The sequence below is a fragment of the Jiulongibacter sediminis genome (assembly GCF_001306455.1).
In the GTDB taxonomy this organism is placed as follows: domain Bacteria; phylum Bacteroidota; class Bacteroidia; order Cytophagales; family Spirosomataceae; genus Jiulongibacter; species Jiulongibacter sediminis.
The window spans coordinates 1,206,093-1,231,109 of the sequence record NZ_LGTQ01000005.1; the positions used below are offsets into that span (position 1 = coordinate 1,206,093).

Annotated in this window: 23 protein-coding genes; 5 read left to right on the plus strand and 18 right to left on the minus strand. The window is 42.0% G+C overall.

What is annotated here, in order from left to right:
* The first annotated feature begins 33 nt into the window (after positions 1–33).
* Complete coding sequence (locus AFM12_RS05355) at positions 34–1,488, plus strand: DUF11 domain-containing protein (RefSeq protein WP_055144687.1); 1,455 nt, start codon at positions 34–36, stop codon at positions 1,486–1,488.
* Between the two features lie 143 nt (positions 1,489–1,631).
* On the opposite strand, the gene AFM12_RS05360 is transcribed toward AFM12_RS05355, so the two are convergent.
* From AFM12_RS05360 to AFM12_RS05375, 4 genes are all read right to left on the minus strand, one after another.
* The gene (locus AFM12_RS05360) at positions 1,632–2,843 is read right to left on the minus strand and encodes a saccharopine dehydrogenase family protein (RefSeq protein ID WP_055144689.1); all 1,212 of its coding nucleotides are present in this window, start codon (positions 2,841–2,843) and stop codon (positions 1,632–1,634) included.
* 234 nt (positions 2,844–3,077) lie between these two features.
* Positions 3,078–5,240 (minus strand): xanthine dehydrogenase family protein molybdopterin-binding subunit, encoded by a 2,163-nt coding sequence (locus AFM12_RS05365; RefSeq protein WP_229308462.1) that lies wholly within the window; start codon positions 5,238–5,240, stop codon positions 3,078–3,080.
* 20 nt (positions 5,241–5,260) lie between these two features.
* Positions 5,261–5,749, minus strand: a complete 489-nt coding sequence (locus AFM12_RS05370) for a (2Fe-2S)-binding protein (RefSeq protein ID WP_055144692.1) — start codon at positions 5,747–5,749, stop codon at positions 5,261–5,263.
* Between the two features lie 75 nt (positions 5,750–5,824).
* Positions 5,825–8,308, minus strand: a complete 2,484-nt coding sequence (locus AFM12_RS05375; protein ID WP_055144693.1) for a penicillin-binding protein 1A — start codon at positions 8,306–8,308, stop codon at positions 5,825–5,827.
* A 161-nt stretch (positions 8,309–8,469) separates the two neighbouring features.
* On the opposite strand from AFM12_RS05375, the gene AFM12_RS05380 reads away from it, so the two are divergent.
* Together AFM12_RS05380 and AFM12_RS05385 are read left to right on the plus strand one after the other, a co-directional pair.
* The gene (locus AFM12_RS05380) at positions 8,470–9,483 is read left to right on the plus strand and encodes a threonine aldolase family protein (protein ID WP_055145189.1); all 1,014 of its coding nucleotides are present in this window, start codon (positions 8,470–8,472) and stop codon (positions 9,481–9,483) included.
* A 3-nt stretch (positions 9,484–9,486) separates the two neighbouring features.
* Positions 9,487–10,263, plus strand: coding sequence for a DUF3575 domain-containing protein (locus tag AFM12_RS05385; protein ID WP_055144696.1), 777 nt, complete (start codon positions 9,487–9,489; stop codon positions 10,261–10,263).
* Between the two features lie 7 nt (positions 10,264–10,270).
* Here the strand turns inward: AFM12_RS05385 and AFM12_RS05390 are convergent, their stop codons facing one another.
* From AFM12_RS05390 to AFM12_RS05425, 8 genes are all read right to left on the minus strand, one after another.
* The gene (locus tag AFM12_RS05390; protein ID WP_055144699.1) at positions 10,271–11,116 is read right to left on the minus strand and encodes an alpha/beta hydrolase; all 846 of its coding nucleotides are present in this window, start codon (positions 11,114–11,116) and stop codon (positions 10,271–10,273) included.
* A gap of 32 nt (positions 11,117–11,148) precedes the next feature.
* Positions 11,149–12,234, minus strand: a complete 1,086-nt coding sequence (locus AFM12_RS05395; protein WP_082391201.1) for a serine hydrolase domain-containing protein — start codon at positions 12,232–12,234, stop codon at positions 11,149–11,151.
* Positions 12,235–12,350: 116 nt separating this feature from the next.
* Positions 12,351–13,751 carry a chloride channel protein gene (locus AFM12_RS05400; protein WP_082391202.1) on the minus strand — a complete coding sequence of 467 codons (1,401 nt, stop codon included), beginning with the start codon at positions 13,749–13,751 and terminating at the stop codon, positions 12,351–12,353.
* A complete protein-coding gene (locus AFM12_RS05405) occupies positions 13,748–14,026 on the minus strand; it encodes an Rdx family protein (protein WP_172678806.1) in 279 nt (92 codons plus the stop codon). The genes AFM12_RS05400 and AFM12_RS05405 overlap by 4 nt, the downstream gene beginning before the upstream one ends.
* Before the next feature lie 6 nt (positions 14,027–14,032).
* The gene (locus AFM12_RS05410) at positions 14,033–17,041 is read right to left on the minus strand and encodes a PVC-type heme-binding CxxCH protein (protein WP_055144705.1); all 3,009 of its coding nucleotides are present in this window, start codon (positions 17,039–17,041) and stop codon (positions 14,033–14,035) included.
* A gap of 1 nt (position 17,042) precedes the next feature.
* Positions 17,043–18,164: an SH3 domain-containing C40 family peptidase gene (locus AFM12_RS05415; protein ID WP_055144708.1), complete on the minus strand. Its 1,122-nt coding sequence runs from the start codon at positions 18,162–18,164 to the stop codon at positions 17,043–17,045.
* Positions 18,140–19,168 carry a thiamine-phosphate kinase gene (gene thiL, locus AFM12_RS05420; RefSeq protein ID WP_055144710.1) on the minus strand — a complete coding sequence of 343 codons (1,029 nt, stop codon included), beginning with the start codon at positions 19,166–19,168 and terminating at the stop codon, positions 18,140–18,142. Before thiL ends, AFM12_RS05415 begins: the two co-directional genes overlap by 25 nt.
* Before the next feature lie 55 nt (positions 19,169–19,223).
* Positions 19,224–19,670, minus strand: a complete 447-nt coding sequence (locus AFM12_RS05425) for a hypothetical protein (RefSeq protein WP_055144713.1) — start codon at positions 19,668–19,670, stop codon at positions 19,224–19,226.
* A gap of 138 nt (positions 19,671–19,808) precedes the next feature.
* Here AFM12_RS05425 and AFM12_RS05430 point away from each other — a divergent pair, with 138 nt between their 5' ends.
* A complete protein-coding gene (locus tag AFM12_RS05430; protein ID WP_374754261.1) occupies positions 19,809–20,051 on the plus strand; it encodes a cytochrome b5 domain-containing protein in 243 nt (80 codons plus the stop codon).
* 9 nt (positions 20,052–20,060) lie between these two features.
* Complete coding sequence (locus AFM12_RS05435; RefSeq protein ID WP_055144716.1) at positions 20,061–20,297, plus strand: hypothetical protein; 237 nt, start codon at positions 20,061–20,063, stop codon at positions 20,295–20,297.
* Here the strand turns inward: AFM12_RS05435 and AFM12_RS05440 are convergent.
* The 6 genes from AFM12_RS05440 to AFM12_RS05465 all read right to left on the minus strand — a co-directional run bounded on the left by AFM12_RS05440 (position 20,278) and on the right by AFM12_RS05465 (position 24,911).
* Complete coding sequence (locus AFM12_RS05440) at positions 20,278–21,093, minus strand: hypothetical protein (protein WP_131458204.1); 816 nt, start codon at positions 21,091–21,093, stop codon at positions 20,278–20,280. The genes AFM12_RS05435 and AFM12_RS05440 overlap by 20 nt on opposite strands.
* A gap of 33 nt (positions 21,094–21,126) precedes the next feature.
* The gene (locus tag AFM12_RS19460) at positions 21,127–21,462 is read right to left on the minus strand and encodes a LytR/AlgR family response regulator transcription factor (RefSeq protein WP_131458206.1); all 336 of its coding nucleotides are present in this window, start codon (positions 21,460–21,462) and stop codon (positions 21,127–21,129) included.
* Between the two features lie 149 nt (positions 21,463–21,611).
* Positions 21,612–22,412 (minus strand): MOSC domain-containing protein, encoded by an 801-nt coding sequence (locus AFM12_RS05450; protein WP_055144725.1) that lies wholly within the window; start codon positions 22,410–22,412, stop codon positions 21,612–21,614.
* A gap of 6 nt (positions 22,413–22,418) precedes the next feature.
* Positions 22,419–23,585, minus strand: a complete 1,167-nt coding sequence (locus tag AFM12_RS05455; protein WP_055144728.1) for a hypothetical protein — start codon at positions 23,583–23,585, stop codon at positions 22,419–22,421.
* Entirely contained in the window at positions 23,582–24,388 is an 807-nt protein-coding gene (locus AFM12_RS05460) for a hypothetical protein (protein ID WP_055144731.1), read from the minus strand. Before AFM12_RS05460 ends, AFM12_RS05455 begins: the two co-directional genes overlap by 4 nt.
* Entirely contained in the window at positions 24,360–24,911 is a 552-nt protein-coding gene (locus tag AFM12_RS05465; protein ID WP_157687294.1) for an RNA polymerase sigma factor, read from the minus strand. Before AFM12_RS05465 ends, AFM12_RS05460 begins: the two co-directional genes overlap by 29 nt.
* Between the last annotated feature and the right edge of the window lie 106 nt (positions 24,912–25,017).

The following is a 25,017-nucleotide window of genomic DNA, read 5'->3' on the forward strand; positions in this document are numbered from 1 at the left end:
GATGGACTCACGGATTATCAGGAGGTTAATGGAGTGGCCCCTCTTTCTGCCAGTACAGACCCTAACCTGGCCGATTCTGACCTTGATGGTATTCAGGACGGAACTGAAATTGGTCTTACCAACGGAACCAAGTATACCGACCCGGGAATTTTTGTTCCTGATGCAGACCCTCTTACAACTACAGACCCGAATCTTTATGATACAGATTCGGACGGACTTTCAGATGGTGCAGAGGATGCAAACTTAAATGGTCAGATAGACTCTGGTGAAAGTGACCCCAACGACCCTTGTGATCCTAATCCATGCCAAATTGATTTAAGTTTAAGTCAGTCTGTTAATGTATCTCTCGCCGAAATTGGAGATACACTTACCTTTAGTTTAACACTTGTCAACGAGACTCCCGCATACCCTGCTACAGGCGTTATGGTTCAAAATTACTTCGATGACAAAGCGGCTTATACCAGTCACTCGGCACCTTCAGGCACTACATTTGACCCGGTCTTGGGTATCTGGTCAATTGACTCCGCAGCCATCAATACCACCGACACTGTTACTCTGGAAATTTCAGTTATTGTTCAGGGATCTGGTGTTATTTCAAATTCAGCTGAAGTGATAGCCGCTGACCAAACTGACCTTGACTCAACTCCCGCAAATGGTATTAAATCAGAAGACGATTACAGTACCTCCTGCTCCAGCGTGCCATTTAGTATTTGTTTTGGTGATTCCGTAGTTCTTGTCATTGACTCAAGCTATTCCTCATACCAGTGGAATCTGGATGGCAACCCTATACCCGGTGCAACTAGCTACAGCTATTTTGCAAGCACTCCAGGCGAATATACGGTTGACATAAATGGTAGCACGGGTTGTGAATCAGGCTTATGCTGTCCTTTCATTCTTGAGGGCGGTATTGAGTTCGACCTGACTATTTCAGGTACCTCTCAGGTATGCAGCGGAGATACTATAGAATTAACCTCGGGTACAGTGGGGGGAACAATCGTGAGTTATCTATGGATAAGGCCCAATGGTACAACAAGCACTGACACCAATCTGGTCATTGCCAATGCCACCCAGGCAAATAATGGGATTTTCACTCTCATCGCTACTTATGAAAGTGGTTGTGTAGTCACCGAAACATTCAGCGTTATCGTTAATCCGGCAGTGGTTTCCGCTAATATTATCGCCCTTTGCAATAATAACGGAACGGCAAATAATGACACTGACGATATTTTCAGCTTTAATGTCAACCCCGTTGGTGCTATTGCCAATACATACAGTATTACGGGAACCGGCATCTCCGACACAGGCTTATCATTCGGTGGCCCCTCTCCGGTCATAGGGCCTTTCAATATTGCAGATGGTTCTTTTAACATTACCATCCAGGACGAAGTAAGCCTCTGCAGCCTTGAGGTTACCGTTACACCACCTGCGACTTGTTCCAGCTGTATTAAACCAATTTGTATTCCGATACAAATTGTAAAAAATAACTAATTGAATCTTTCAATAGGATAGTTACATTCAATTCGCTTTTTGATCCGAAAAAGGTCGCTTACTGAGCGACCTTTTTTTGTTTTTCCCATAAAAAAGGCACCCTTATAAGGTGCCTTTTCACATCTTATGTTAATTCATTAATCTCAATACTCATGTGGCAGAGCTCCACCAATCTGCTCGTTCCAAGGTAAACCATGCGTATTAAGCTTTTCCATAAATGGATCAGGGTTTAACTCTTCGCAGTTATAAACTCCGGGCTTCATCCACTCCTCATTCGTTAGCATCAGCATCGCTCCGATCATGGCTGGCACACCAGTGGTGTAAGACACCGCCTGGGAGCGAACTTCTTTATAGGCTTCAGAGTGGCTGCAGTTGTTCCATACATAGTAGGTCTGTTCTTTACCATCTTTAATTCCTTTGATCTGACAACCGATAGAGGTCTGACCTGTGTAATTTTCTCCCAATGAATCCGGCGGTGGAAGAACAGCCTTCAAAAACTCGAGAGGCACTACGTCCATTCCCTGAAACTTGATGGGCTCAATGCTGGTCATTCCAACATTTTGAAGCACCTGAAGGTGAGTAATATAAGCCTGCCCGAACGTCATCCAGAAACGTGCTCTTTTCAGGGTCGGGAAGTTTTTCACCAAAGATTCCAGCTCCTCATGGTACAGCACATAAGATTCTCTCTCACCGATATTCGGATAGTCAATCGGCTTATGAATGCTCATTGCAGGAATTTCTTTCCACTCGCCATTCTCCCAGAAACGACCCGGTTGAGTTATCTCACGAATGTTGATTTCCGGGTTAAAATTAGTAGCGAAAGCCTTTCCATGATCACCTGCATTGCAATCTATGATATCCAGGTAATGCATTTCATCAAAGTAATGCTTATTGGCATAAGAAGTGAAAACCTGAGTTACACCCGGGTCAAATCCACAACCTAGCAAGGCCATTAAACCTGCTTCTTTGAACCGATCCTGATACGCCCACTGCCAGCTGTACTCAAATTTAGCCACATCTTTTGGCTCGTAGTTCGCCGTGTCCAAATAATGAACCCCGGTCTCCAGGCAAGCATCCATGATGGTCAAGTCCTGATACGGAAGAGCCACATTGATCACCATTTTCGGACCGAAAGATTTGATTAGGGTTACCAGTTCAGGAACATTATCCGCATCTACACCGGCGGTTTGAATATCTACGCCGTGCATCTCTTTGATGTCTGCGGCTATTTTGTCACATTTTGATTTTGTTCTTGAAGCCAGCAAAATACTGCTGAAAACTTCGGAATTAATGGCACATTTATGAGCGACCACTGTTCCTACGCCACCGGCTCCAATAATGAGTACTTTTGACATTTTTGACTTTGTATTTAGTTAATAACACCCTGACATTTGTTTGATGTCAGACATTTGATGTTATCGGTTTATTTCCTTTTGCAAAGAAAAGGGAAAATGACTGTTGTCTTAAAAAGGATGGTGAGTTTTATTACTAAATGAGATGTAGGTTTCCTTTTTCTTAAAAAAAATCGTGGCACGACTCCTGTTCTTTTGAGGTTCGTCATGCCACGATATTCTACAATTTCTCAATTTTTAAACGCTTGCCAAATCTATGGGTAGTTTTCTCAATCGCTTACCGGTAAGATTGAAAATAGCGTTGCCCAATGCCGGGGCAATTGGCGGCAAGCCCGGCTCTCCTACCCCACCCGGATGTTCCATATTCTCAACAATATGAATATCAACTTCAGGCATTTCTGCAAAACGCATGAATTGGTAATTATGGAAATTCTGCTGATCACATTTACCGTTTGAGAATGTAATTCCTCCTTTAACTGCCGCCGAAAGTCCCATAACGATATTTCCCTCTGTCTGAGCTTTTACGTGATCAGGGTTTACATGCATACCGCAATCGACGATTGACGTAACTTTGACCACTTTTAAACCTTCATCTGTTTTGGTCAATTGAACCGCGGCAGCACTCATGGTCTCAAACGAACGGAACATCGCAATACCACGAACGTGTCCATCAGGCAAAGCTCCCTGCTTTTCAAGAACCTCCTCAAGTTTTGCAATGACCTTTAAATCTCTCGGCGAGTTTTTCAATAGCTCTTTGCGTGCCGCAATCGGATCCTTTCCAGCTTTGTGAGCCATCTCATCGATGAAACACTCCTGCCCCCAGCCGAAATTTGAGGCATAAACAGAACGCCACCAGAGAATTGGAATCTGCGTTTTCACCCGACTGTAAGTGAGTTTATGTACCGGGAAATTGTATTTGTGATTGTCTTTGCTAAGCTCACCTCCTATCCAGCCATCGGCCTGATACGGCATTAACCCGCCCCAGTGCTGACCCATGATTGACTCACCAACTGCATGATGACTCAACGCAGCCAGAGAATTTCCACGACCAATAACACCCTGCATTTTACTCAACATGGCCGGTCTGTATGGACCCTGCGACATATCTTCTTCCCGCGACCAAATAACCTTAACCGGTGCCTTCATTTGGCGGGAAAGGTCAACAGCCTCTTTCATAAAGTTCATGAAGGCTTTTCTACCAAAAGAACCGCCAAGTAATTGCGGATGGATTTTCACTTTATCAGGAGAAATGCCTAATAACCCGGCTGTTTCACTTAAAGCTCCATCTGGCCCCTGAATCGGTGCCCAAACGTCGACTGTTCCGTCTTCTTTAACATGAGCCGTAGCATTAACAGGCTCAATGGCAGAATGCGATAAGAAAGGCGTCTCATAAATGCCCTCTAATTTATTTTCAGAAGCGGCATAAAAAGCATTGAAATCTCCATCTTCTTCAGAGTTGATTCCTTCGCCCTTGGCAGCCTCATACATATCGCTCACGTATTTGTCTGTATTGAGCGTCTTCTTCAAGTCACCGTCATCCCATTTGATATCAAGGAGTTTGGCTGCTTTTTGAGCACTCCAATAGTTATCTGCCACAACGGCCAAAGCTTCGGTATCTCCCCCCGGATAATAACTTTTGGTTTTCAAAACCTCTTTAACTCCAATGACCTTGCGGGCAGCAGAATCATCAAAACTGATCAATTTACCCTGAACTGATGGTGGGTGAATGACCGAAGCATACAGCATACCAGGCACCTCCACATCTATCCCGAAGACTGCTTTACCCGTTACACGATCAGGCACATCAAGACGCTTATTGAATTTCATCAAGTACCTGAAGTCAGCCGGATCTTTGAGTTTTGGATTCTCGGGCACAGGAAGTTTGGAAGCCGCTTCAGCCAATTCGCCATAGCCCAAACTCTTGTTTTGACCTTTGAGAATGACTTTGCCATTTTCGGCATAGCATTGATCGGTACTTACACCCCATTGATTGGCCGCGGCTTCGATCAACATTTCCTTGGCTGAGGCTCCCGCTTTTCTGAGGTTTGTCCAAAGTCCACGGACAGTACTGCTACCTCCTGACTGCTGTGAACCATATTTGCGACGGCCATCAGACTGAATCAGGTTAATATCTTTCAAATCTATTTCCAGCTCTTCCGCAATAAGTGAAGGAACAGCCTGAGTACTACCCTGCCCCATATCCGGGCGGCTATTCACCAAGGTTACGATTCCGTCAGTACCAATAATTACGAAGGGATTAATCTCCAGCTCAGCAGCAGCAACAGTGAGTTTTTTCACTCCGGCCGCATGGCCCAGTTGATTCACACCCAGCACCAAACCAAGCCCTCCGAGTGAAGACAATTTTATAAAGTCTCTTCGAGTATTTACATTCTTCATCATTTCTTTCTTTAGGGTTTGAATTAACGTTTTCCAATATCATCCTTGGCGGACTCACCCGCGGCTCTGTGAATAGCCTTTCTGATACGGTCATAGGTTCCACAACGGCAAAGATTACCGTTCATATAAGCATCAATGTCTTCATCAGTAGGTGAAGGATTATCTTTCAAAAGAGCCACGGCAGACATGATCTGTCCACTCTGGCAATAGCCGCATTGCGGTACCTGTTCTTCTATCCAGGCCTCCTGCACAGCAGAAAGTGTTTCTGGTGTACCCAGACCTTCAACGGTTGTTATCTTTTGCTTTTTTGAGATATTACCCACCGGCATCTGGCAGCTTCTGATAGCCACCCCATCTAAATGAACGGTGCAGGCCCCACACTGGGCGATTCCGCAGCCGTATTTAGTGCCTTTTAGCCCTACGAAATCACGAATAGCCCAAAGAAGAGGCATGTCTTCTTCTGCTTCAAACTTGTAGGTTTGGTTATTGACGTTAAGATTTATTTTAGCCATAGTTCAATAGTTTATGCTCCAAATATACAAATATAAGGAGGTTTAGAAAGGTTGAATTCTTTTAGAAAGCGTTGCTTAAAGGCTTATTCGAATACTATCTAAGCGTCGATTTTGGATGGGATCGATCAAAAGACGGGCACTATCTCTGGCCAGACTGTCCATCACAAATTGCAACGAATCTGAAATAACCTCAGGCTCATAACAATAAACCGACTCGGTGTAGTCCTCCGGTTTTGGAAACTTACCCTTTTTATATTGGGTGTTTTTATCTGCATAAACAGCTTTCATATAACGTCCAAAAATAGGCAAAGCCGCCCGGCCTCCCTGGCCATTGGCATTTGTAAAATGAATGCGATTATCCTCACAGCCTACCCAAACTCCGGTGACCAGTCCGGGTGTGATTCCCATAAACCAGCCATCGCGGTAGTCATTGGTGGTGCCTGTTTTACCTCCGATTTCATTGCCCTCGGCAACGCCATAAGAATAAAGCCTCCTGGAAGTACCTCCACCCACTTCTACAGAACCGCGAAGCAAGAAAGACATTTCATAGGCGGTATGAGGCTCAAGCAACTGTTCCATTTTGGTCTCGGATTCGTAAACTACCTCTCCTTCCTTATTTTCAATTTTTGTCAGAATGACGAGATCACCTCCCTGACCAAGGTTGACAAAAGGAACGTAAGCACGGGCCAATTCCTCGAGACTAATATCGCTGGTACCCAATGCCAGTGAAAGATTTGCATCAAGATTTGAGCTGATGCCTAACTTTTTAGCCGTTTCAATCACCTTGTCAACCCCAACGCTTTGCAACATACGTATAGCCACAGAATTCACACTTCGGCCCAAAGCTGTACGCATAGGCATCGGAGCGTAAGAGAATTTGCCGGAGGAGTTCTTCGGTTCCCAATTGGCAGACTCTCCGTTAATGACTGTTTTGATTGAAAAAGGCTCATCTACCACCAAGGTGCACTTATCAATACCATTTTCAATGGCCGATGCATACACTATGGGCTTAAAGGCACTACCTACCTGACGTTTGGCCTGTGCTACGTGATCGTATTTGAAATAATCAAAATTACTGCCGCCTACCCACGCTTTAACATGCATATTGGAGGCGTCAACACTCAATAAACCCGCCTGAAGAAACTGAGCCACGGTTTTGATAGAATCAATAGCGGAAATGGTAATTTCCTTTTCGCCGCGATGCGTCAAAATACGGGTGGCATGCGGTTCAGCCATTTTTACTCTGATCTGGCTATCATTCAAACCTGAGCTTTTCAACCGCTTATAAACCTCAGAATTCTCAATCAAAGAATTCAAGGTTTTTTCAGCGGGCATCAGCGGCAGTTCCTTCTCCTTAGGATGCTCCCTTTTGTATTCGGCTTTTTCTTTAGCTATCTGACGATCAAACCAGAATTTATAAGAACCTTGCTCGGCAACGAACAGCTTCTGCAGCTCCACCAAATGCTCTTCAACAGCCTTTTCAGCCATTTCCTGCATAGTATAGTTGATGGTGGTGTAAACTTTCAATCCATCGGTGTAAAGATTGTAGCCGTTTTCATCACACCATTTTTCCAACACTGGCCTCAGCATGGTTCTGAAATAAGGAGCTTTGGAGTGCTCTTTCACCACCTCGGTAAGTTTCAGTCCCAGAGGCTGTTGCAGGGCTTTATCGTATTGCTCCTGATTGATTTTTCCGTAGCGGAGCATTTGTGATAAGACCACATTTCGTCTATCCAGAGCTCTTTCAGGATGGCGTTTAGGGCTGTAATAGCTTGTTCCTTTGAGAATACCAATCAACAGAGCCGATTCGTGTAAACTTAGATCTTTAGGCTCTTTTGAGAAAAAGTGCTTGCTGGCCAGTTTGATTCCATAGGTGGTGTCTCCAAAATCCACGGCATTGAGATAGAGGGCCAGAATTTCATTTTTCGTGAAAAAGAAGTCCATTTTAATGGCTACATCCCACTCCTTGAGTTTGGCAATAATGGTTCTTACCACCGGAATGTACCCCAGTAAACCCTGAGATCTGTCTCTCCGGGTTTTATAAATATTTTTCACCGCCTGCTGATTGATGGTACTCCCTCCTCTGGTGTCTCCCGTAAGTGTGGAGAAAAACATACCAGGAAGCGACCGTAAATCAAGTCCGTTATGCTGATAAAATCTTATATCCTCGGTCGCAATGAGAGCGTCAATGGTGAGTGAATCAATCTCTGAGAAGTCAACTGGGTTTCTGTTTTCGAGATAAAATTGACCTAAAACCTGCAGGTCTTCTGTCAAAACCTGAGTAGGTACCGAAAGTTTGGGGTTACGGGCCTCTTTCATGCTGGGCATTCCCCCAAAAAGCCACAGGAAATTAAGCTCAAGGGCAATAAAAAAAAGAACAATCAAAGTAAATATAGCCTTGGTGGTTAACAGAATTCTTTTTCTTTTACCCGCTGCTTTAAATTGATCTTTATCAAAAACAAGTTTTTTCCAGAGCTTTTGAGTACCTGACAATCCCTTTTTGACATATTCATGATTGACAAAATCATGATAATAAACTTTCAACTTTGACCAGTCCATTCTAAAAATTTTGCAAAGTTTGATGAAATAAATTAATACTAAGTCTGAAACCCATCGATTTAATTACGCAGTTATCAAAAAGGTCGTTTATCCCACGAATTGTGGTTATGAGAGCCGGACACTTCTCACTAAATTTACCTCAACTTTATCAATTAAAAAACATGACCGCTGATTTCAGAAGCGATACTATTACAAGACCAACACCTGCTATGCTTGAGCAAATGCTAGGAGCCAAAGTAGGTGATGATGTTTTTGGCGACGACCCCACCGTGAACGCTTTGGAAGAAAAAGTTGCTCGACTTTTCGGGATGGAGGCTGCCCTTTTTACAGCCTCAGGCACCATGGCCAACCAACTAGCCATAAAATGCCAGACCCAGCCGGGTGAAGAGGTTATTTGTGACGAACTTTCACATGTATACCTTTATGAAGCAGGAGGTATTGCCGCAAATGCCGGATGTTCTGTAAGGCTTCTTCATGGCGATCGTGGAAGAATTACAGCCGATATGGTCAAATCAGCCATGAAAACAGAAGATATTCATTTTGCTATGCCCACTTTGGTTTCTTTGGAAAACACCATGAACAAAGGTGGCGGTGCGATTTATAATTTTGAGGAAATAAAAAAAATCAGTTCTCTCTGTCAACAAAATGGTCTCAAACTCCATCTTGACGGAGCTCGACTTTTTAACGCTCTGGTAGAAACCAATGAAACGCCTGAAGACTACGGGCAGGTGTTTGACAGCATCTCGGTGTGTTTGTCAAAAGGTCTCGGGTGCCCTGTAGGCTCCCTTTTAATTGGCTCTAAATACTTGATAAAAAAAGCACGCAAGCAACGCAAAACCTGGGGTGGTGGATGGCGTCAGGCTGGCATTTTGGCTGCAGCAGGCATTTATGCTTTGGATTATCATGTGGAAAGACTCAAAGAAGATCATCGTCGTGCCAAAGAGCTGGGAGAGATACTTAAGCCTTTACCTTTTGTAAAATCAGTCTACCCAATCGAAACGAATATTGTGATTTTTGAACTTCAGGATAGTATTTTAGCGACGGATTTCGTTAGAGCTTTTGAGAAAATAGGTATTAAGACTGTAACCTTTGGAAAACATTTGGTTCGTTTTGTAACTCATCTTGAGATAACTGATGACCATCTTTCAATAGCCGAAAAGGCCTTAAAAAATTAGACTTTGCGTAAAACCCTGTTCTTCCTTCTTGCTTTCCCTCTTTTTTTACAAGCACAAGAATTGCCTGAAAACAGTTTAAAAGTAAATCTGGCCAGTGCTGGCTTTCAGCTTTATTCTGTTCAATATGAGCGAATGCTGGGCTCTAATTTTTCCTTCAATAATACCTTTTTCTACCGTCCGTTAAAGAGCATACCCTTTGGAACAACTGCAGATAAGGTTGCAAAAAAGCACGGCTTAGGTGTCACTGGAGTTGATTTTGAATACATTTTCGTCGACCTCGCTGAAATGGGAGTTAAGGGTTATTCCCCAGAGCTTCGATATTACTTCGGAAAGAAAAAGAACAGAGCGTTTATAGGATTTTTTGGTCAGTTTGAAGACTTTGACGCCAAAATTCCTGCCTCTTTGGAGGTTCAATATGATGGTCAGACAGTTGAGCTCTCAAAAGTCCCCATCGCTTTTGATATCAGAACGATCTCAGGCGGTATTTTGGTTGGAAAACAGTTTAATCTTGGAAAGAGACTGAGTCTGGATGTCGTTTTGATTGGCCCTCACTTAGGCAAGGGTCAAAAGGTTTACGCCACAGTGGAACAAAGCCTGCTTTCAAGGCTTGATGAAAACGAGAAAAACTATCTTAAAGGCAAAATTATTGACCGTTCCAAACTTAATACTGATTATTACTCTGTAACCGTTGGCGACGAAAAAGCCGAAATCAATGCCTTCCAAAAAGTGCCTTATGTTGGTTTAAGAGGACTTGGGTTTAACTTAGGGTGGCGGTTTTAGTATTTAATCAAAGATTCTCCTCAATAAACTCTACAACCTTATTAATAAAGGCGTCATCAGAAAAGCCGGGGCCGCCGTGTGTATCATTCGGTAGAATTTCAATGACAGTTCTGACGCCAGCCTCTTTTAGTTTTAGCCAAAGTTCAATGGATTGATTAATAGGTACCTGTGGATCTTGGTTACCATGTACAATGAACATAGGCGGATCGCTTTGATCGACATGAAAGACCGGACTTGCCAATTTTGCAAGATCAGGAACCTGATCAAGTGGTTTTCCTAAAAGTAAAGCCAAAGCCGGAGCTCTGACGCTCACGCCATGCGGAGTTGATTGATTAAGAATCGTTGTAAAGTTTGTCGGGCCAAAAAAGTCAAACGTCAAATTGACATCAGAGCTTTCGCTGAGATAATCTCCCAAATTACCTTCCAAAGCCTCGTTTCCATTCGTCAGACCAGCTAAAGCTACCAGATGTCCACCGGCAGATGATCCCCAAATGATTATTTTATCTTTTTGAAAGCCGTATTTTGAGGCATTGCCACGCAAAAAACGAACGGCAGCCTTGATATCATGCATCATCGCCGGAAAAGGTGCTTCTACTGAAAGCCGGTATTCTATGCTAGCCAGAGCGAAACCCCTTTTCAGCAAATCCAGTGGCGGATTTTCTTTACTACCCGAGTGCCAGGCACCACCATGTACCCAGACAATCATTTGTGGATTTGCAACGCCTGCAGGCAAATAAATGTCTAATCCAAGGTCTCTTTGAGGTGTTTCGGCGAAGATGAGGTCTTTAAACTGCTGAGCTTGGAGAACCTGACAACTCAGAAAAAGGCCTAACAAAAAGAGCTTTCTGAACATAGCTGGACTTTAAATCAAACCTCAATTTAAGCTTAATTCAGAATTTTATTCAACTCCGCCCACATATCATCCTGAAACTGAATACCCGTTTGGCTGGCATCCGGACTTTCACCCATTCTTACTATGATCAGATTTCTGGAGGGTACAATATTTAACTGCTGCCCGTTTTTGCCCATAGCCGCGAACATATCTTTTGGAGCGTTCGGAGTGATCCATCGTTTAAACACAATCTGAGCACCCGGCACCATTCCAGTGTCTTTGCCATTTAACCACCACAGATATCCGTAGGCTTCATTCAAATTTTGAGACGTATTAACCATGCTTTTGAAATAGGATTTATCCTTCATAATGACCTCACCATCCCAATCGCCATTATTCATCATTAAAATGCCAAAACGAGCCATTGAACGGGCTGTCGAAAAGTAAACGTGATTGTTATCCACGTATCTCCAAAAGCCATCCATACCTATTTTATCCCTAAGGTTTTGGTTAAAATAAGTATCGAAATTTTGTTTGGTGGCATTTGCTATCACATTATCAAGCAATGTATAGGGGCCATTATGGTAATCCCACCGGGTACCTGCATCTGCTTTGTATTGTAGACATTGAGGCTCAAAACAAAAGGGATCTGGCACTTCAATATCCATTCCACTGGTCATGGTCAATTGATGTTTGACTGTCACCAAATCTTCCTTTTCCTTTGTCATGGCCGTCCAGCCAACCCCAAGAAAGTCTGATGTTTTTTGATTGATATCCAGAAAGCCCTGCTCCTGAGCCAAACCAACAGTAAAAGCAGTCAATGTTTTACCGGCTGAGGCCCAGTACCAGTAACTGTCTTTATTAAAGTTCTGACCAGTTAAAAGGTCTTTCCCAAAATATTCTTCCAGAACGATTTTGCCATCCTTTAGCAACAGGAAAGCTCGGGTATTGGTACTTTCCAGAAAATCACGAAGCTTCTTTTGTTCGGCATTAGTAATTTCCAGGGCATCTGGGCCTACTTCGGTCCATTCAGCCCCTTCAGGGAAGTAAGACCCCGAAATACTCGAAGGCGGAGCTACTTCTTTACATGAGGTTTGGAGAATTATAAGAGAAAAAAGCCAGAGTGGAGTACCTTTCATTGGTCGCTATTTTTGGGTAGATAGATGCATTAACGGTTGTAAGGTTTGAATTAGTACCGTTGTTTGTTCATCATTTATACTCAAAAAGCGATCCTGAGCCGTTATTTGGCAAATATTTATTTTGGAATCCTGATTGACCTGATTTTGCGGAGAAAGCTCTCTTTTTGAATCTCATAGAAAGAACCTGACATCAATTGACCAGCAGCTAAATTTGACACTGTCCCCGCCAATAAAAAATAGAAGATAGCTGAGTGCCGGTCGGTCATTTCCAAGACTAAAATTGCTGCTGTAAAAGGCGAGCGAGTTACTCCAGTCAAAAAACCGATCATACACACGAGTACCAAAAGATTATGATATGAACCTGTAATGTTCAGAAAATTAACCAGAAAATGCCCCAAAGAAGCTCCGGAAGACAAAGAAGTAGCAAATATTCCTCCGGCACCACCAACTGAAAAGGTTAAAACACTACCAAAAAAACGGGCGGGAAACATATACCAAGGTAATTCTCCCGGTTCAAAAAGTATCCTGTTAATCAGTGGCTTACCTGTACCCATGGTAAAGGTACCGGCAAAAAACACAAGCGTAGCAAAAGAAAGAGACAAAAGAAGAACCACTAAAATCTGATGACTCCTCTTATTAACTTGTTTCCGTAACTTATTGATGTACAGTAGAATTTTAGAAAATAATGCACCGGCATATCCTGAAATCACGGATAAAAGAATAACCCAAACGATACCCGTGAGCGGCATAGGATTCAGCTTGGGGTAACCTAAATAAAGATAGGAACCAAGAAATAACTGAGCAGACATCCCAGAAATAATCACCGCTGAGAAAACAGCAGTTCTGAACTTACCAATATGTGATTTCGTCAATTCCTCCACCACGTACACAATCCCTCCGAGTGGTGTATTAAAAGCCGCGGCCAGACCAGAAGCCCCGCCGGTAATTATCATGATTTTATGCGAAACCTTTGCCCAGCCATCAGGAATGAAGCGATAGACCGTATGGAAAATAGAGCCTGAGATTTGAAGTGTAGGCCCCTCTCGCCCAATAGCCCCGCCACCAAGTAGTATTAGACAGCTACTTGAAATTTTGATGACAATGGTTTTGATACTCAATAAAATATTGACTGCCCTTGCCCTTCTGGTTCCGGCAATTTCTACCGCAGCCATTAATTGAGGAATACCGCTACCTCCTGAATTCTTGTCATATTTATCAACAAGAAACCAGCCCAAAAGCATAAAAACAGGTGCTGAAACAAAAATCAGGTAAGGATTATGATGAAAGATCGCTTCACCACCTTTTTCAAACCACTCAAAAAGCTTCTCGTAGAAAACAGAGACTAAGCCCGTCAAAACGGAGGCAATCCAAAGTGGAATAGCCTCATAGGGCATATTATCTCTGATTCTTTGAGGCATTCTCTGAAGCACCTTCAGCCCGAAACGAGAATGTTTTAATTCTCTAAAGAATCGCTGCCAACGAATTTCTAACGGACTTAAATGGTACTTCCCTTTCATTCTGAAGTTGAATCTGAATGTCCAAGTTTTTTCTGTGGAGCAATAGCATCCCGAACCAATTGTTTCAACACCTTGGGTTCAGGAAAACCACCGTATTCTTTACGGTCAAAAACCAGTTTATCCGGTGTTCTTACCTGAAAAATACCGCCAGTCTTTGACGGAACGAGACTCACCTCCGTCAGTTCTTGCTCAAAAGTGGTCAATAACTCCTGAGCTATCCATGCGGCTCTCAGCATCCAACCACACTTGGGGCAATATTCTATACTAATCTTCAAGGTTGACTATTTCAATCCGCTCAGGTACTCCACTAAATTAACCATCTGCTGTTCCTCCAGTGGAAACTTCGGCATTAAAGAGGTATTCAGCTGTTTGATCGATTTAACATCTGATAATGGATATCGGGTTTGGTCTGACTGACCAAGCAATTTGACATTGACCTCATTCTCCGTCTTTGAAGTAATAATCGCCTGAATTTCGGTACCATCATTCATGATAATCTGCTGAGTCTCATAGCCAAAGCCCATACCCTCCGAAGGATTCAAAATGGCATTGTATAATCCATCTTTTGAGAGTTTTGCTCCGATTTGACTTAAGCCAGGACCAAAGTCAACACCATTTCCATTAACCATATGACAAGTCTTACAATACATGTCAAAAACTTTTTGACCTTCAGAAGGCTTCCCTGTTTTGGCCAATAGAGTTTTTACATCAATTTCTTCTTCAGAACCGTCGTCAAAAAAGTCATTGGCCTTGGCCCTGATATCATTATGCCAGGTAGCCAGCATGTGTCTTTTAGCGATAGGCATGACTTCCTCAGAAACCTTATTTTTCTGAATCATATCCCAAAGGATCTCCTCGCTTCTCCAGCCATTCATGGCCTCCATAGCCATTTCACGTTCGGCAATAGCCTTATTTTTATCATTAAAAATGGAAATCAATAAGTTCGTTACCGGAGTTTCATCCACAAGACCAAAACGTTCTATGGCATTAAGGGCATTATCCTGATTTTCATCATTCATTAACTTTTTGACCTCACCAATACCATACAAGTTTATGAACATTCGGGCACCTTGTTGAATATCCCGTCCTTCTTCACTTTTTCGAACAAGCATCAAAAGGCGGTCTTTTTCAGACGAAATTGAATACTTGCTAACCAAATCAAGGAAATCAGTATCACTGACTTCCGCCAGAATACTGCTAAGCTCCTCTTCAAGTTTAGGATATTCAGAAAGGTCGTTAATATCCAATTGCTTGAAGATGACAACTTTCTCAGAAACGTCAGATGTATTTCCTAAAAGACTCAACAGAACGCTGTTTTTGTCTCCGTTCGATTGAAAATCCATGGCTCTGAAATAACGAAGCTTATTCTCACCTTTTTCTTCAGCAATGAGCCTTCCAAGCAAATCCATGGTCATACTACTTCGGCTTCGCCAAACAATATCCCTTGCGGCCTTTTCGTCATCCCAATTTTCTCCCATCTGCTCCAGATAGGACGGCAAATAAATATCCCATTGATCTTCGGCTGCGATACCGAGAGCTTCCAGGTACCATCTATCCTGACCATCATAGGCTTTGGCCAGATTCAGCCATGTTTCCGGAGCATCTTTAAAACGAATCGCTAAAGCGACTTCTCTTCTCACCTGAGCTGATTGATCTTGAGAAAGGGTATTGTACAAAAAGGACAAATCTTCATTTTTTAATTCCCGGGCAGCCCGAATCGCAGCGACTCTGATATCTTCGCTTTTGTCTTCCGCCGCTTTTTCGATATACTCTCTTCCCTTACCATCAAGTTTAGTCAGTAACCAGAATGCCCTGGCTTTCATGAGCTCATCTGATCCGCTGTAAAGAGCAACCAAAGCTTCTTCTGCCTCTGGGCCCATTTCATGCAGACTAACCCAACCTTTATATCTTGTGGCTGTATTAGGACTTTTTAAGGCCTCTAACGCTCCTTCTAGGGAACTATAGTCAGGCGTTTTCACCTCATAGCCCTTATGCCCTTTGGATGTTACCCTATAGATTCTTCCTTGTGCCACATCGCCCATGGCATGACCACCCACACCCGGATCGTACCAGTCCGACACAAAAACAGAACCATCCGGAGCTACAGTCACATCAGAAGGTCTGAACCAATTATCCCTTTTGTTACCATCCAAGATTCCGGAAATTTCTGCTGTAAAACCAGCACCACTCTTCTTAACAGGATAAGCTCTCATCACATTAGGCCCGGCATCTGTATGAAGCATCTGGCCTTTGTATTTTGCAGGCAGCATATCGCCTTCATACATCGTAATTCCTGTTGGCGAACCAGCCATGGTTTGAAGTAGATTCGGCACCACTCCAGGATCATTTAAATGCCAGTGAGCCAACGGAATAGAATCAGACATATTAACCCTTCTGGTTCGCCAGTCGGCTCCGGTCATCTCATCTTTGAAACCGTAGTTTCCATAATCCATTACGTAGTTGATACGGGTACCTCTGTTACCGTCGTCATCGTTGTCAGACTGCCACATACGACCGTAAGAGTCAACGGTAACTTCGTAATTATTCCGAAAATTCCAGGCAAGGATTTCTACATTACTCCCATCCAAGTCTGAGCGATAAACCATTCCTTCCCGGTAAGGCTTTCCTTCCGCAGCTATTTTGCGACCTTTAGAATCATAAAGTGGCTTACCACCTTTCGTCAACAGCCCTTCTCCTGCGTTACCGTAGTTAAAATAAAATTTACCGTCAGGCCCGAAAGTAAATGCGTGCATGCCGTGGTCATGCTGCTCTCCTCCAATCCCTTCAAATAGTATTTCCTTCTTATCCGGAACGTCATCACCATCTTCATCGGTAAAAACAAAAACGTGCGGACTTCTGGATACAATAACTTTATTACCAAAAACGCCTATACCAAGAGCTGAATTGATGTCTTCTCCCTGATAGAATACTTTAGACTTATCCGCTTTACCATCACCATCGGTATCTTCCAGAATCAGAATTCGATCGCCTTTCTCGTCGTACGGATTTCTTGGATTCAATTCGTTTCGGTAATTAAACCCTTCACAAACCCACACTCTTCCTTTGTCGTCGATATCCATATTTGTTGGATTTCTCAGCATCGGCTCAGAAGCAAACAGAGAAAGCTCAAGGTCCTTGTCTAACAAGTCAATGCCTTCCAAAGCATATTCAACACTTCTTTTTTGTTCATCAGTGAGAGCATTGTATTCCTCCTGACTCAGCTTTTGATGAGAAGAATTACACGCAGCCAAACCCGCGAGCAATAAAACACTAAAGAGAGATTTCTTCATTTTAATAAAATGTAATAGGGTTGAGACGGGATACTAGATCGCTATCAAGTACCCTTTTAGCAAATAAAAATCTATTGCGATTAAACTCATCATATTCAGGTGAAGCAGGGTCAAAACTTCCGTATTTCACCATTCCTGAAGAGTGTATAAAACGATGATTTCCAAGATATATAGCAACATGCGTAACTTTGCCTGGTGGGCGACCAAAAAACAAAAGGTCACCTCTTTCAAGATTCTCAAAGTTTTCTCCGGTTTCAATTTCATCACCAACAAGGGCCTGCTGTGAAGCATCTCGTGGCAGATAAAGACCTTTTTGGAGCATTACATTTTTTGAAAAACCACTGCAATCAACACCTTTAAAGCTAGTTCCACCCCAAAGGTACGGCACACCAAGAAACCGGGAAGTCATAAATTCTAAATCGCCTGCAGAAGCCGTTGAGACAAAATCATGAATAGATTTCAATTGATTTTGAGGGATAAAGCCCTCCCTGCCATCGGGCAATTTAACCTTTTGAAAACTACCGTCAGACTCCATTGGCTCAAACAGGTTTCCCAAAACCAAATCTGACAAGTGTTTCGAGCCTTCAGCAGGTTTTTCAAAAATAAACCCAAGCTCTTTAGAGAAAACAACCCTGTTATCAGGAATTTCATTGACGAAGCTTAAAACACCAGACTCAATGTATCCTAAATACTTGTCCGGGGTTTGTATCCTGTACCAACCTCCGGTTTTGTACAGAACTCTCACCGGCATACCCATTAAAGCCTGTGTGCTCAATTCGGCGGAGTGTTTCGGCTGACTTCTGATATTGGCTACTGAGACGTTGACCAAGGCCAAAGTATCACTCTGCTGAGTTTCATTGGGTACAAGAAATACTGAATCAATGATTGATTTCTCCACTAGAAACTCCTTCAGCTCATTTTTAAGAGAAGGTTGATCGGTAAAACCTTTGACTACATTTTCTTTAATCTCAAATTCAAAAAGTTTTGTTCTGGAGTCTTCAATATAGCTTGCCTTTAATTCATCCAATTGCTGACTAAGCAACTCTGAATCATCCGATTTGCATTCGGCAAAAAGAACAATAGAAAGAAAGAATAAGCCTAAGAGTTTTCCAGATGTTTCCATCCCTGAGCGTTTATTTGAACGTGTTCGCCTGATTTAGTGACTAAAATATTATTTTTCTCTTTGGTTACGAAACCAATTGGCGTTATCTCAGGTATTCCTTTGATTTCTTCATAGTCTTTCTGAGAAATGGTCATCAAAAGCTCGTAATCTTCCCCTCCATTCACTACTGCTGTTATCGGATTGACTTTGAACTCTTCAGCTGCAAGTAAAGTACTGTTTTCAATAGGAAGATTATCTACAAAAACAGAGAAGCCCATACCTGAATGCTGAGAAAGATGTAAGATTTCAGAGGCAAGTCCGTCTGAAATATCAATCATACTGGTAGGTACTACATTCCTCTCTTTCAGCTCATGAATGATGTCAGTTCGCCCTTCTGGCCTCAGTTGACGCCCCACCAGATACTCATGTTCCTTTAATTCAGGTCTCATATTCGGGTTTTCCATGAAAACCTGCTTCTCTCTTTCAAGAATCTGAAGACCGAAATAGGCAGCTCCTAAATCTCCGGTAGCACACAAGACATCATTCGGCTGAGCACCTTTTCGATAGGTAACGGCTTCTTTAGGCACTTCCCCGATAGCAGTAACGGATATAATTAATCCTGATTTAGAGGAAGCTGTGTCACCACCTACCAGATCAACTTTGTAATTCTTACAGGCGGCATGAATTCCCTCATAAATCTCATCCACGGCCTCTACTGAGAAACGGTTACTTAGCCCAATACTCACCGTAATTTGCTTTGGAAAACCATTCATAGCAGCAATATCTGAAATATTGACAGCCACAGCTTTATAGCCTAAATGCTTTAGCGGAGTATATGAAAGGTCAAAATGAATACCCTCTACCAACATGTCCGTTGCCACCAGAGTGTAATGTGAACCCGAGTCGATTACCGCAGCGTCATCGCCAATACCAACAATAGTTGATGGCTGAACAGTCTCGGTATTCTTCTTAATTCTTTCAATCAGCCCAAACTCACCAAGTTCGGCTAAGTCAGTTCTTTGCATATTTTAAAATAAAAAAGGCAGGCCAAGGCCTGCCTGATTTTCTAAGTAATTAATGTTATTGAGAAATGAGTGTATACTCATTCTTGGTATTTCCGGTTTTCGGATATGGAGTACTTAATTGAACAACCAACTCCGTGTTATCTTCAGTGATAGAGTTAATATTAAACTCAAGAACTCCGTTCGTTCCGGTTGGCTCAGGCGATATTCCGGAAATAACAATTTTGCTATCTCCCTGAACCGAATATGTTCCGGTGTAAGACTGTCCGTCAATTTCAGTGATAGTGGCCGTAGGAGGAGATGACAAGTTCAATCGATAACTGCTGTAAGCAGGTTTAATATTATTAGAACCACCGCTGGAGTAAACGATAGTTGAATTTTCTTTTACAATTCTGGCCACCCAAACTTTAGCGATTCTCTCCTGCGTGGTGAGTTCTTTTTTGCAAGAAAGTGAGCTTAGGCAGAAAAAAGCTACGATGGATAGTACAGCGATGGTCTTTTTCATTTCTGAATTTTAGATGAAATAAATATAGGTCAAAATTATCTGTATTCTGTTTCAATGACAATTTTTTTGCCATTTTTTATGCCCTAATCATTGGATTACAAAAAACAAACGATCTTTGAGATTCAATACGTAATAAGAATGCAAAAAGATGCTTTGAGGTCTTTCTCAAAAAACCAACTAGCCCTTAGAAACGGCCAGGATAAACCCGAAATTTGGGTGGCTTTTCAGGGGCTTATCTATGATGTCAGTGACTCAAGACTATGGCGAAATGGCAAACACTATGAACATTGGGCAGGACAAGATCTAACGCATGAACTACCTGATGCTCCCCATACCGCTTCGGTTTTTGAAAAATTTAAAGTTGTGGGGCAATTGAATTAATTTTGTGAAATGAAAAAATACCTGAACACTCTTATCCTTTTCGGCAGCCTTGCCTTTTTGATCATGTGGGTCGATCGTATTGTTTACAAAGGTGAAGAATTGAAGTATAACTACTTTTTCCTAATGTTTGCTTTGGCGGGTTTTCTCTTCTACACCTACCGAAGAGGTCTTCAAAAAATAAAAGAAAAAGAGGAGGAAGAAAAGAAGAACAGTAAAGGGAAAAAGCCTAAACGAAAAACAAAATAGCGGGTAGAAGGAAAACCCCATCACCTATCCACCTGTATCTATCATTTTTGAGAAAAAAGTTCTCAAAAGCAGGCATTAACGAAAGGATGAGGGACATAGCCATCATCAACAGGGCTACTTTATTAATATACTCCCAGCCTCCCGAAAATAGGAATATGGTCAAAAACATGATAAGTGCCGCGATACCCGTTATAATTTTCTTTGAGGTAGATTGACCAAAATAACTCACTGTATTCTTAACTGCAGGCTCATTGAGATCCTCAAAGTACGAGAACAAAAGCAGATTCTGAGAAGCTATTAAAAACAGAAAGATGGCGAGAATCCAGCCACTTAGATTAACTGAACTTTGATTCACAAAAGCAATTCCTACTACCGCCAATGTATAGGTAACAGCGGTTACCGGTTCTTTCATCCAAATCAGTTTATTCCCGTTGAAAACTTTGTTTAAAACATAAAAGTACACGACAAGGGTAAGTGATATGCAAGCTCCAAAAGTGAGAACCTTTAAAGGAATAAGAAAGCAAAATACCAGCCCAATAACTGAAAGCACAACCAAAAGAATTGATAGGTTATACTGATGATCAGCATGAAACCGGTGCCGTTCCGATAGGTTTTCAGGGTAAATTCTGAGATCTAAAAGGCGGTCAAGAATGTATATAACCCATGTACTGATGCCTAATAAAATCACCGCCGACATTTCAATAGGGCCTGAACCGTCAGGTAAACGCCAGAACATAACTGATGTGAGCATGGCACCCAATACCACATCAAGACTAAGCAAATGAAGAAATTTCAAGAAAGGCTTCAAAAAAGAAGATTTTCAACAAAGTTAAGCCAGCTCACCCTGAGAAAACAGAATGCTTTCCATTTTCTGCCTCTTTCTTCTTGAGATTTTCATAGGGTCATGGTTTCTAACCTTTACCATACCTTCGTTTTTAAGAATTTTAGCCGCGGAAATATTAACCATTTCAGACTTATTAAACCGCCAGAAACCCAGACCCTCAAGTCGCTCTTCTAGTTTTTTTAAAGTAGTGGCCACCACATAGTGATCGCCATTCCGCATATGTATGTGCGTATAGTTGACGTCGGACCGCAACAATAGCACCTGATTGGCGGGTTTCCGGATTCTTCCACCCAAATGAACTTCTGTAGTAAATGTTTTCATGTCATAATATGAGTTATAGTAGGATTTAATTGTCCCCAAAATTAACAAAGTAATTCTGTTCCCTTGGGGTTAGAAACAAAATAATCGACAGATGTAGATACTTTTCCCCAATTTTTCTCAAAAAATAAGGGGATAAGCCAAATACAATTCTAAAAAGTGACCAATTCTACTGAATCACCGACTTGTATCGCACCATTGGATCCAACTAAAAAATTTCTTCCAAACAACACTTTAGAGCCATCTTTGCGATAGGTAGAGAGGGTTTTCAAAGGCTCTTTTCCAAGCGTGGCTTCCTTGGGGTCAATGGTTACCATGACGCATCTGCCACAGTTTTTCACCCCAATAAGCTCTGCTTCTCCAATTTTAATAGAGCCCAAATTATCCTCAGCATAGGCTTCTATACCATCAATTACCAGATTGGGCCTGAATCTTAGCATTTCAACGGGCTCGTCCAACCGACCATTCAGATCCTCCAGACTCGCCTCACTAATCATCAAAACCGGATAGCCGTCTGCCGTGCTTACAACGTCTTTATCGGTAACCGCATATCTGGGATCAATGAATCTTAAAGAGTCATCAGGCTGGTACATCAATCTTACCTGCTCTCCCAATTTATCTGAAAACCAATGACTCACTGCTTTACTTACCTCTACCATTTCAAACTCATCTCCCCAAACACTCACTTTTTCTCTCTTTGAAGAACTCGTCTGAAACGGAATCAAACATTGACTACCATCTTTAGAAAATACTATTCCAATCCCGTCTTTTCTTATCAATGTTAGAAAATAGACCAATGAAGGATAGCTTCTTTGAGTCATAACTTCTCCTTCCTCATTTATCAAAAGCCACCTACGATCAAACTCCAAGCCCCTGTCACTCAATTGACTATTATTCAGCGAAATACCACCAAGGGATTTAACCGGGTAAATATAAATTTGCGTTACTTTCATTCTGAATCACTTACCGAATTTGAGCCCGAAATTAAGTATATAAGTTCTGTAAGGCTGAAAATAGTTATCGGTTGAGTAAGTTGATAGTAAAGCCGGATCCTGATATTCTCTTATTACCTGTAGTCCATTACCCTCATATCTGGAGTTAGAAACCACGTATTGCCCAAAAAAGCTAATGCCGCCCACTCCTAGCTCTGCCATCAGTCCTACCCTGCCAAGCCCCGGTCGAGAGCCGCTAATTAAAATCGGGTCTGTTATAGCTTCGGAGTTATTTACTTTGGTTACCGATTTGCGAATGAGGTTAATTCCTGCTGTTGGACCAATCGCCAAAGAAAACAAACGCTTCCCTTGAGTATTATAGACTGAAAACTTTGGCATTAATTTAAGGTTTAGTCCCGCTTTTAAAACATCATACGGAATTGATGTGAAAGTCTGGCTATCATCCTGACCGTTATATAATTTATAACTGTAGGTGTTATTGAGCTCGTTATAGCTGGCAATAGCAATGGTGTCAACTATTCTTGACTCTTGAAAACCTGGATTAAATCCGGGCATCGATTCGCTGGCATCTGTTTTAAAAACTCCACCCAAGCCAAATAGGTTTTGACGACTTCCGGGGTCAAAACGTAGGTTTTCATAGGTAAAGAATGGTTCAGCACTGAGTTTTACCCCAAGTCTGGACTTTTCTTTTTCAATTAATCTCAAATCTTTATTGACTGAAAATGCCAAATATGGAGATGATATAACCTGATTTTTTAATCTGTTATTGACATTCAAAAAATAACTACTACCAGCTGCGTTAGCCAGATTGTTATAACTATTAGCGGCTTGCAATAGGGACAATTCTGGACTGTGATAAGCATTATCGCCGAAGGTTAACCCAATGTTGTAATTAAAATAGGTTTCACTCAAAAAGGCTTTTTTTTCAGTCTTGTACTTGTGTCCTTTGTTATCCCGCATAAAAGCTACCCGGGTTTCAGATTTTTCCAGATTATCAATCATCTGCCCCACCATTTTATTGATGTCCATCTTCCTGAGTTCATCATATGCTGATGGATCTTTGGCGATGATGATAATTTCCGCACAATCTTTAATTTTTGCCTGCAAAGTATCTGCCTTTTGAGCTAGTAGCAATCCTGGTACAAGCAGAAATGGTAAAATTAGCTTTTTCATAATTGTATTGCTTTTTGATCAGGCTTAGTGCTTTCTATAAATCGTGCCCAAATACCTTTCTCTTTATCCGTTTTCTCCCATTCCCCTGTTCGGTTGAACTTCCCGATTTTACGGAAAAGATTGTCTTTCTTATTAGTTCTGCCCTCTTCTAAATCATCAATAATCAGAACCACTTTCTTGCCTTCCATACTTTCAACTGATGAATTTGAGGCCAAAAGGGGTTGCTTTTCAACTACTTCTTCTATTTCCATCTTATCATGTACCTCTATTTCTTTTACAGGTTCGACTCTCTTTTCAGCAGCAGAGGATTGATTTTTAGCACGCATTTCTTTAGAATCTTCGATTTCCGTAACCGCTACAGCCGCCAGTAACCTTTCGGAGCTTTCTGCCTGCTCTTTATTTTTAGAAGTTTTTTTCTCAATCACAGAGGCTAAAACAGGAATACTCGCTGGCTCACTTCTGCTTAGTTCTTCCTTTTCCACTTGTGCATTTGCCAGGGATTTGGGAACTATTGTTTCTTCAAAAGGAGCATTTTTCGTTGTTGCAGACTCCTGGCTGTTTTCAACTTCTACTGGTATTACATTCGCCACCTCCTCTTGCCCTTTCGGGAGTAGGAAGAAAGTTCCGCACAGTAAAACCATAGCGGCTACTGCATACCACCACCAAGCCACACTTTTCTTTTTGGTTTGAAAAACCTGAGCAGAGATATCACCCCAAACCTCATCTTTTGAAAAGTCTGTTACCTCAAAACTTTCCAGCTTTTCAGCCAGAAGCCTATGGTCTTGATCCAGCTTCTTTTCCATATATTTTTGTCAGTTTATATCTTAAAAACTTTTTAGCATGACTTAGCTGAGATTTTGAAGTTCCCTCAGAAATACTCAGCTTTTCTGCGATTTCAGCGTGAGAATAGCCCTCCACCACATAAAGGTTAAAAACCGTTCGGTAGCCCGTGGGCATCTCTTTTACTTCTTTCATGATTTCATTGGCCGTGAGTTCCTGAATAATGTTGGGCTCTATACTCACAAAATCAGACTCGGCCTCAGGCATCATTTTAAAATTTGACTTTCGCCTGAGCTCCATCAGACATTCATTAATCAGGATTCGCTTCATCCAGCCTACAAAGGCCTTCTCATTTTCAAAATCTGCTTTTTTGACGTGCTTGAAAATTTTCACGAAAGCATTGGTCAGCATATCCTGAGCTTCAGCCGTATCACCCAGATACCGTCTTGAAATAGCCATGAATTGATTGGCAAAGCCATCAAAAACCTCTTTGCAGGCTCTCTGGTCTCCTTTTTTGAGAAGTGCTATGTTGGCTTTTAAATCCAAATTTGAATATCTGTTCTTTAAATGAAACGTTGGTTTGAAAGGTTGTATATGTTCCTTAAAGATTCTTCTTTTCAAGGTTAAATCGTTAGGCAAGGTTCATTAATTG

What these genes read in the sequence shown, in the direction of transcription:
- thiL (WP_055144710.1), bottom strand. Translation starts at nt 19,168, where the DNA reads ATGCAAAGAACTGACTTAGCCGAACTTGGTGAGTTTGGGCTGATTGAA.
- AFM12_RS05360 (WP_055144689.1), bottom strand. Translation starts at nt 2,843, where the DNA reads ATGTCAAAAGTACTCATTATTGGAGCCGGTGGCGTAGGAACAGTGGTC.
- AFM12_RS19460 (WP_131458206.1), bottom strand. Translation starts at nt 21,462, where the DNA reads ATGAAAACATTTACTACAGAAGTTCATTTGGGTGGAAGAATCCGGAAA.
- AFM12_RS05455 (WP_055144728.1), bottom strand. Translation starts at nt 23,585, where the DNA reads ATGAAAAAGCTAATTTTACCATTTCTGCTTGTACCAGGATTGCTACTA.
- AFM12_RS05400 (WP_082391202.1), bottom strand. Translation starts at nt 13,751, where the DNA reads ATGAAAGGGAAGTACCATTTAAGTCCGTTAGAAATTCGTTGGCAGCGA.
- AFM12_RS05425 (WP_055144713.1), bottom strand. Translation starts at nt 19,670, where the DNA reads ATGAAAAAGACCATCGCTGTACTATCCATCGTAGCTTTTTTCTGCCTA.
- AFM12_RS05390 (WP_055144699.1), bottom strand. Translation starts at nt 11,116, where the DNA reads ATGTTCAGAAAGCTCTTTTTGTTAGGCCTTTTTCTGAGTTGTCAGGTT.
- AFM12_RS05395 (WP_082391201.1), bottom strand. Translation starts at nt 12,234, where the DNA reads ATGAAAGGTACTCCACTCTGGCTTTTTTCTCTTATAATTCTCCAAACC.
- AFM12_RS05430 (WP_374754261.1), top strand. Translation starts at nt 19,809, where the DNA reads ATGCAAAAAGATGCTTTGAGGTCTTTCTCAAAAAACCAACTAGCCCTT.
- AFM12_RS05450 (WP_055144725.1), bottom strand. Translation starts at nt 22,412, where the DNA reads ATGAAAGTAACGCAAATTTATATTTACCCGGTTAAATCCCTTGGTGGT.
- AFM12_RS05370 (WP_055144692.1), bottom strand. Translation starts at nt 5,749, where the DNA reads ATGGCTAAAATAAATCTTAACGTCAATAACCAAACCTACAAGTTTGAA.
- AFM12_RS05415 (WP_055144708.1), bottom strand. Translation starts at nt 18,164, where the DNA reads ATGGAAACATCTGGAAAACTCTTAGGCTTATTCTTTCTTTCTATTGTT.
- AFM12_RS05365 (WP_229308462.1), bottom strand. Translation starts at nt 5,240, where the DNA reads ATGATGAAGAATGTAAATACTCGAAGAGACTTTATAAAATTGTCTTCA.
- AFM12_RS05375 (WP_055144693.1), bottom strand. Translation starts at nt 8,308, where the DNA reads ATGGACTGGTCAAAGTTGAAAGTTTATTATCATGATTTTGTCAATCAT.
- AFM12_RS05435 (WP_055144716.1), top strand. Translation starts at nt 20,061, where the DNA reads ATGAAAAAATACCTGAACACTCTTATCCTTTTCGGCAGCCTTGCCTTT.
- AFM12_RS05460 (WP_055144731.1), bottom strand. Translation starts at nt 24,388, where the DNA reads ATGGAAAAGAAGCTGGATCAAGACCATAGGCTTCTGGCTGAAAAGCTG.
- AFM12_RS05380 (WP_055145189.1), top strand. Translation starts at nt 8,470, where the DNA reads ATGACCGCTGATTTCAGAAGCGATACTATTACAAGACCAACACCTGCT.
- AFM12_RS05410 (WP_055144705.1), bottom strand. Translation starts at nt 17,041, where the DNA reads ATGAAGAAATCTCTCTTTAGTGTTTTATTGCTCGCGGGTTTGGCTGCG.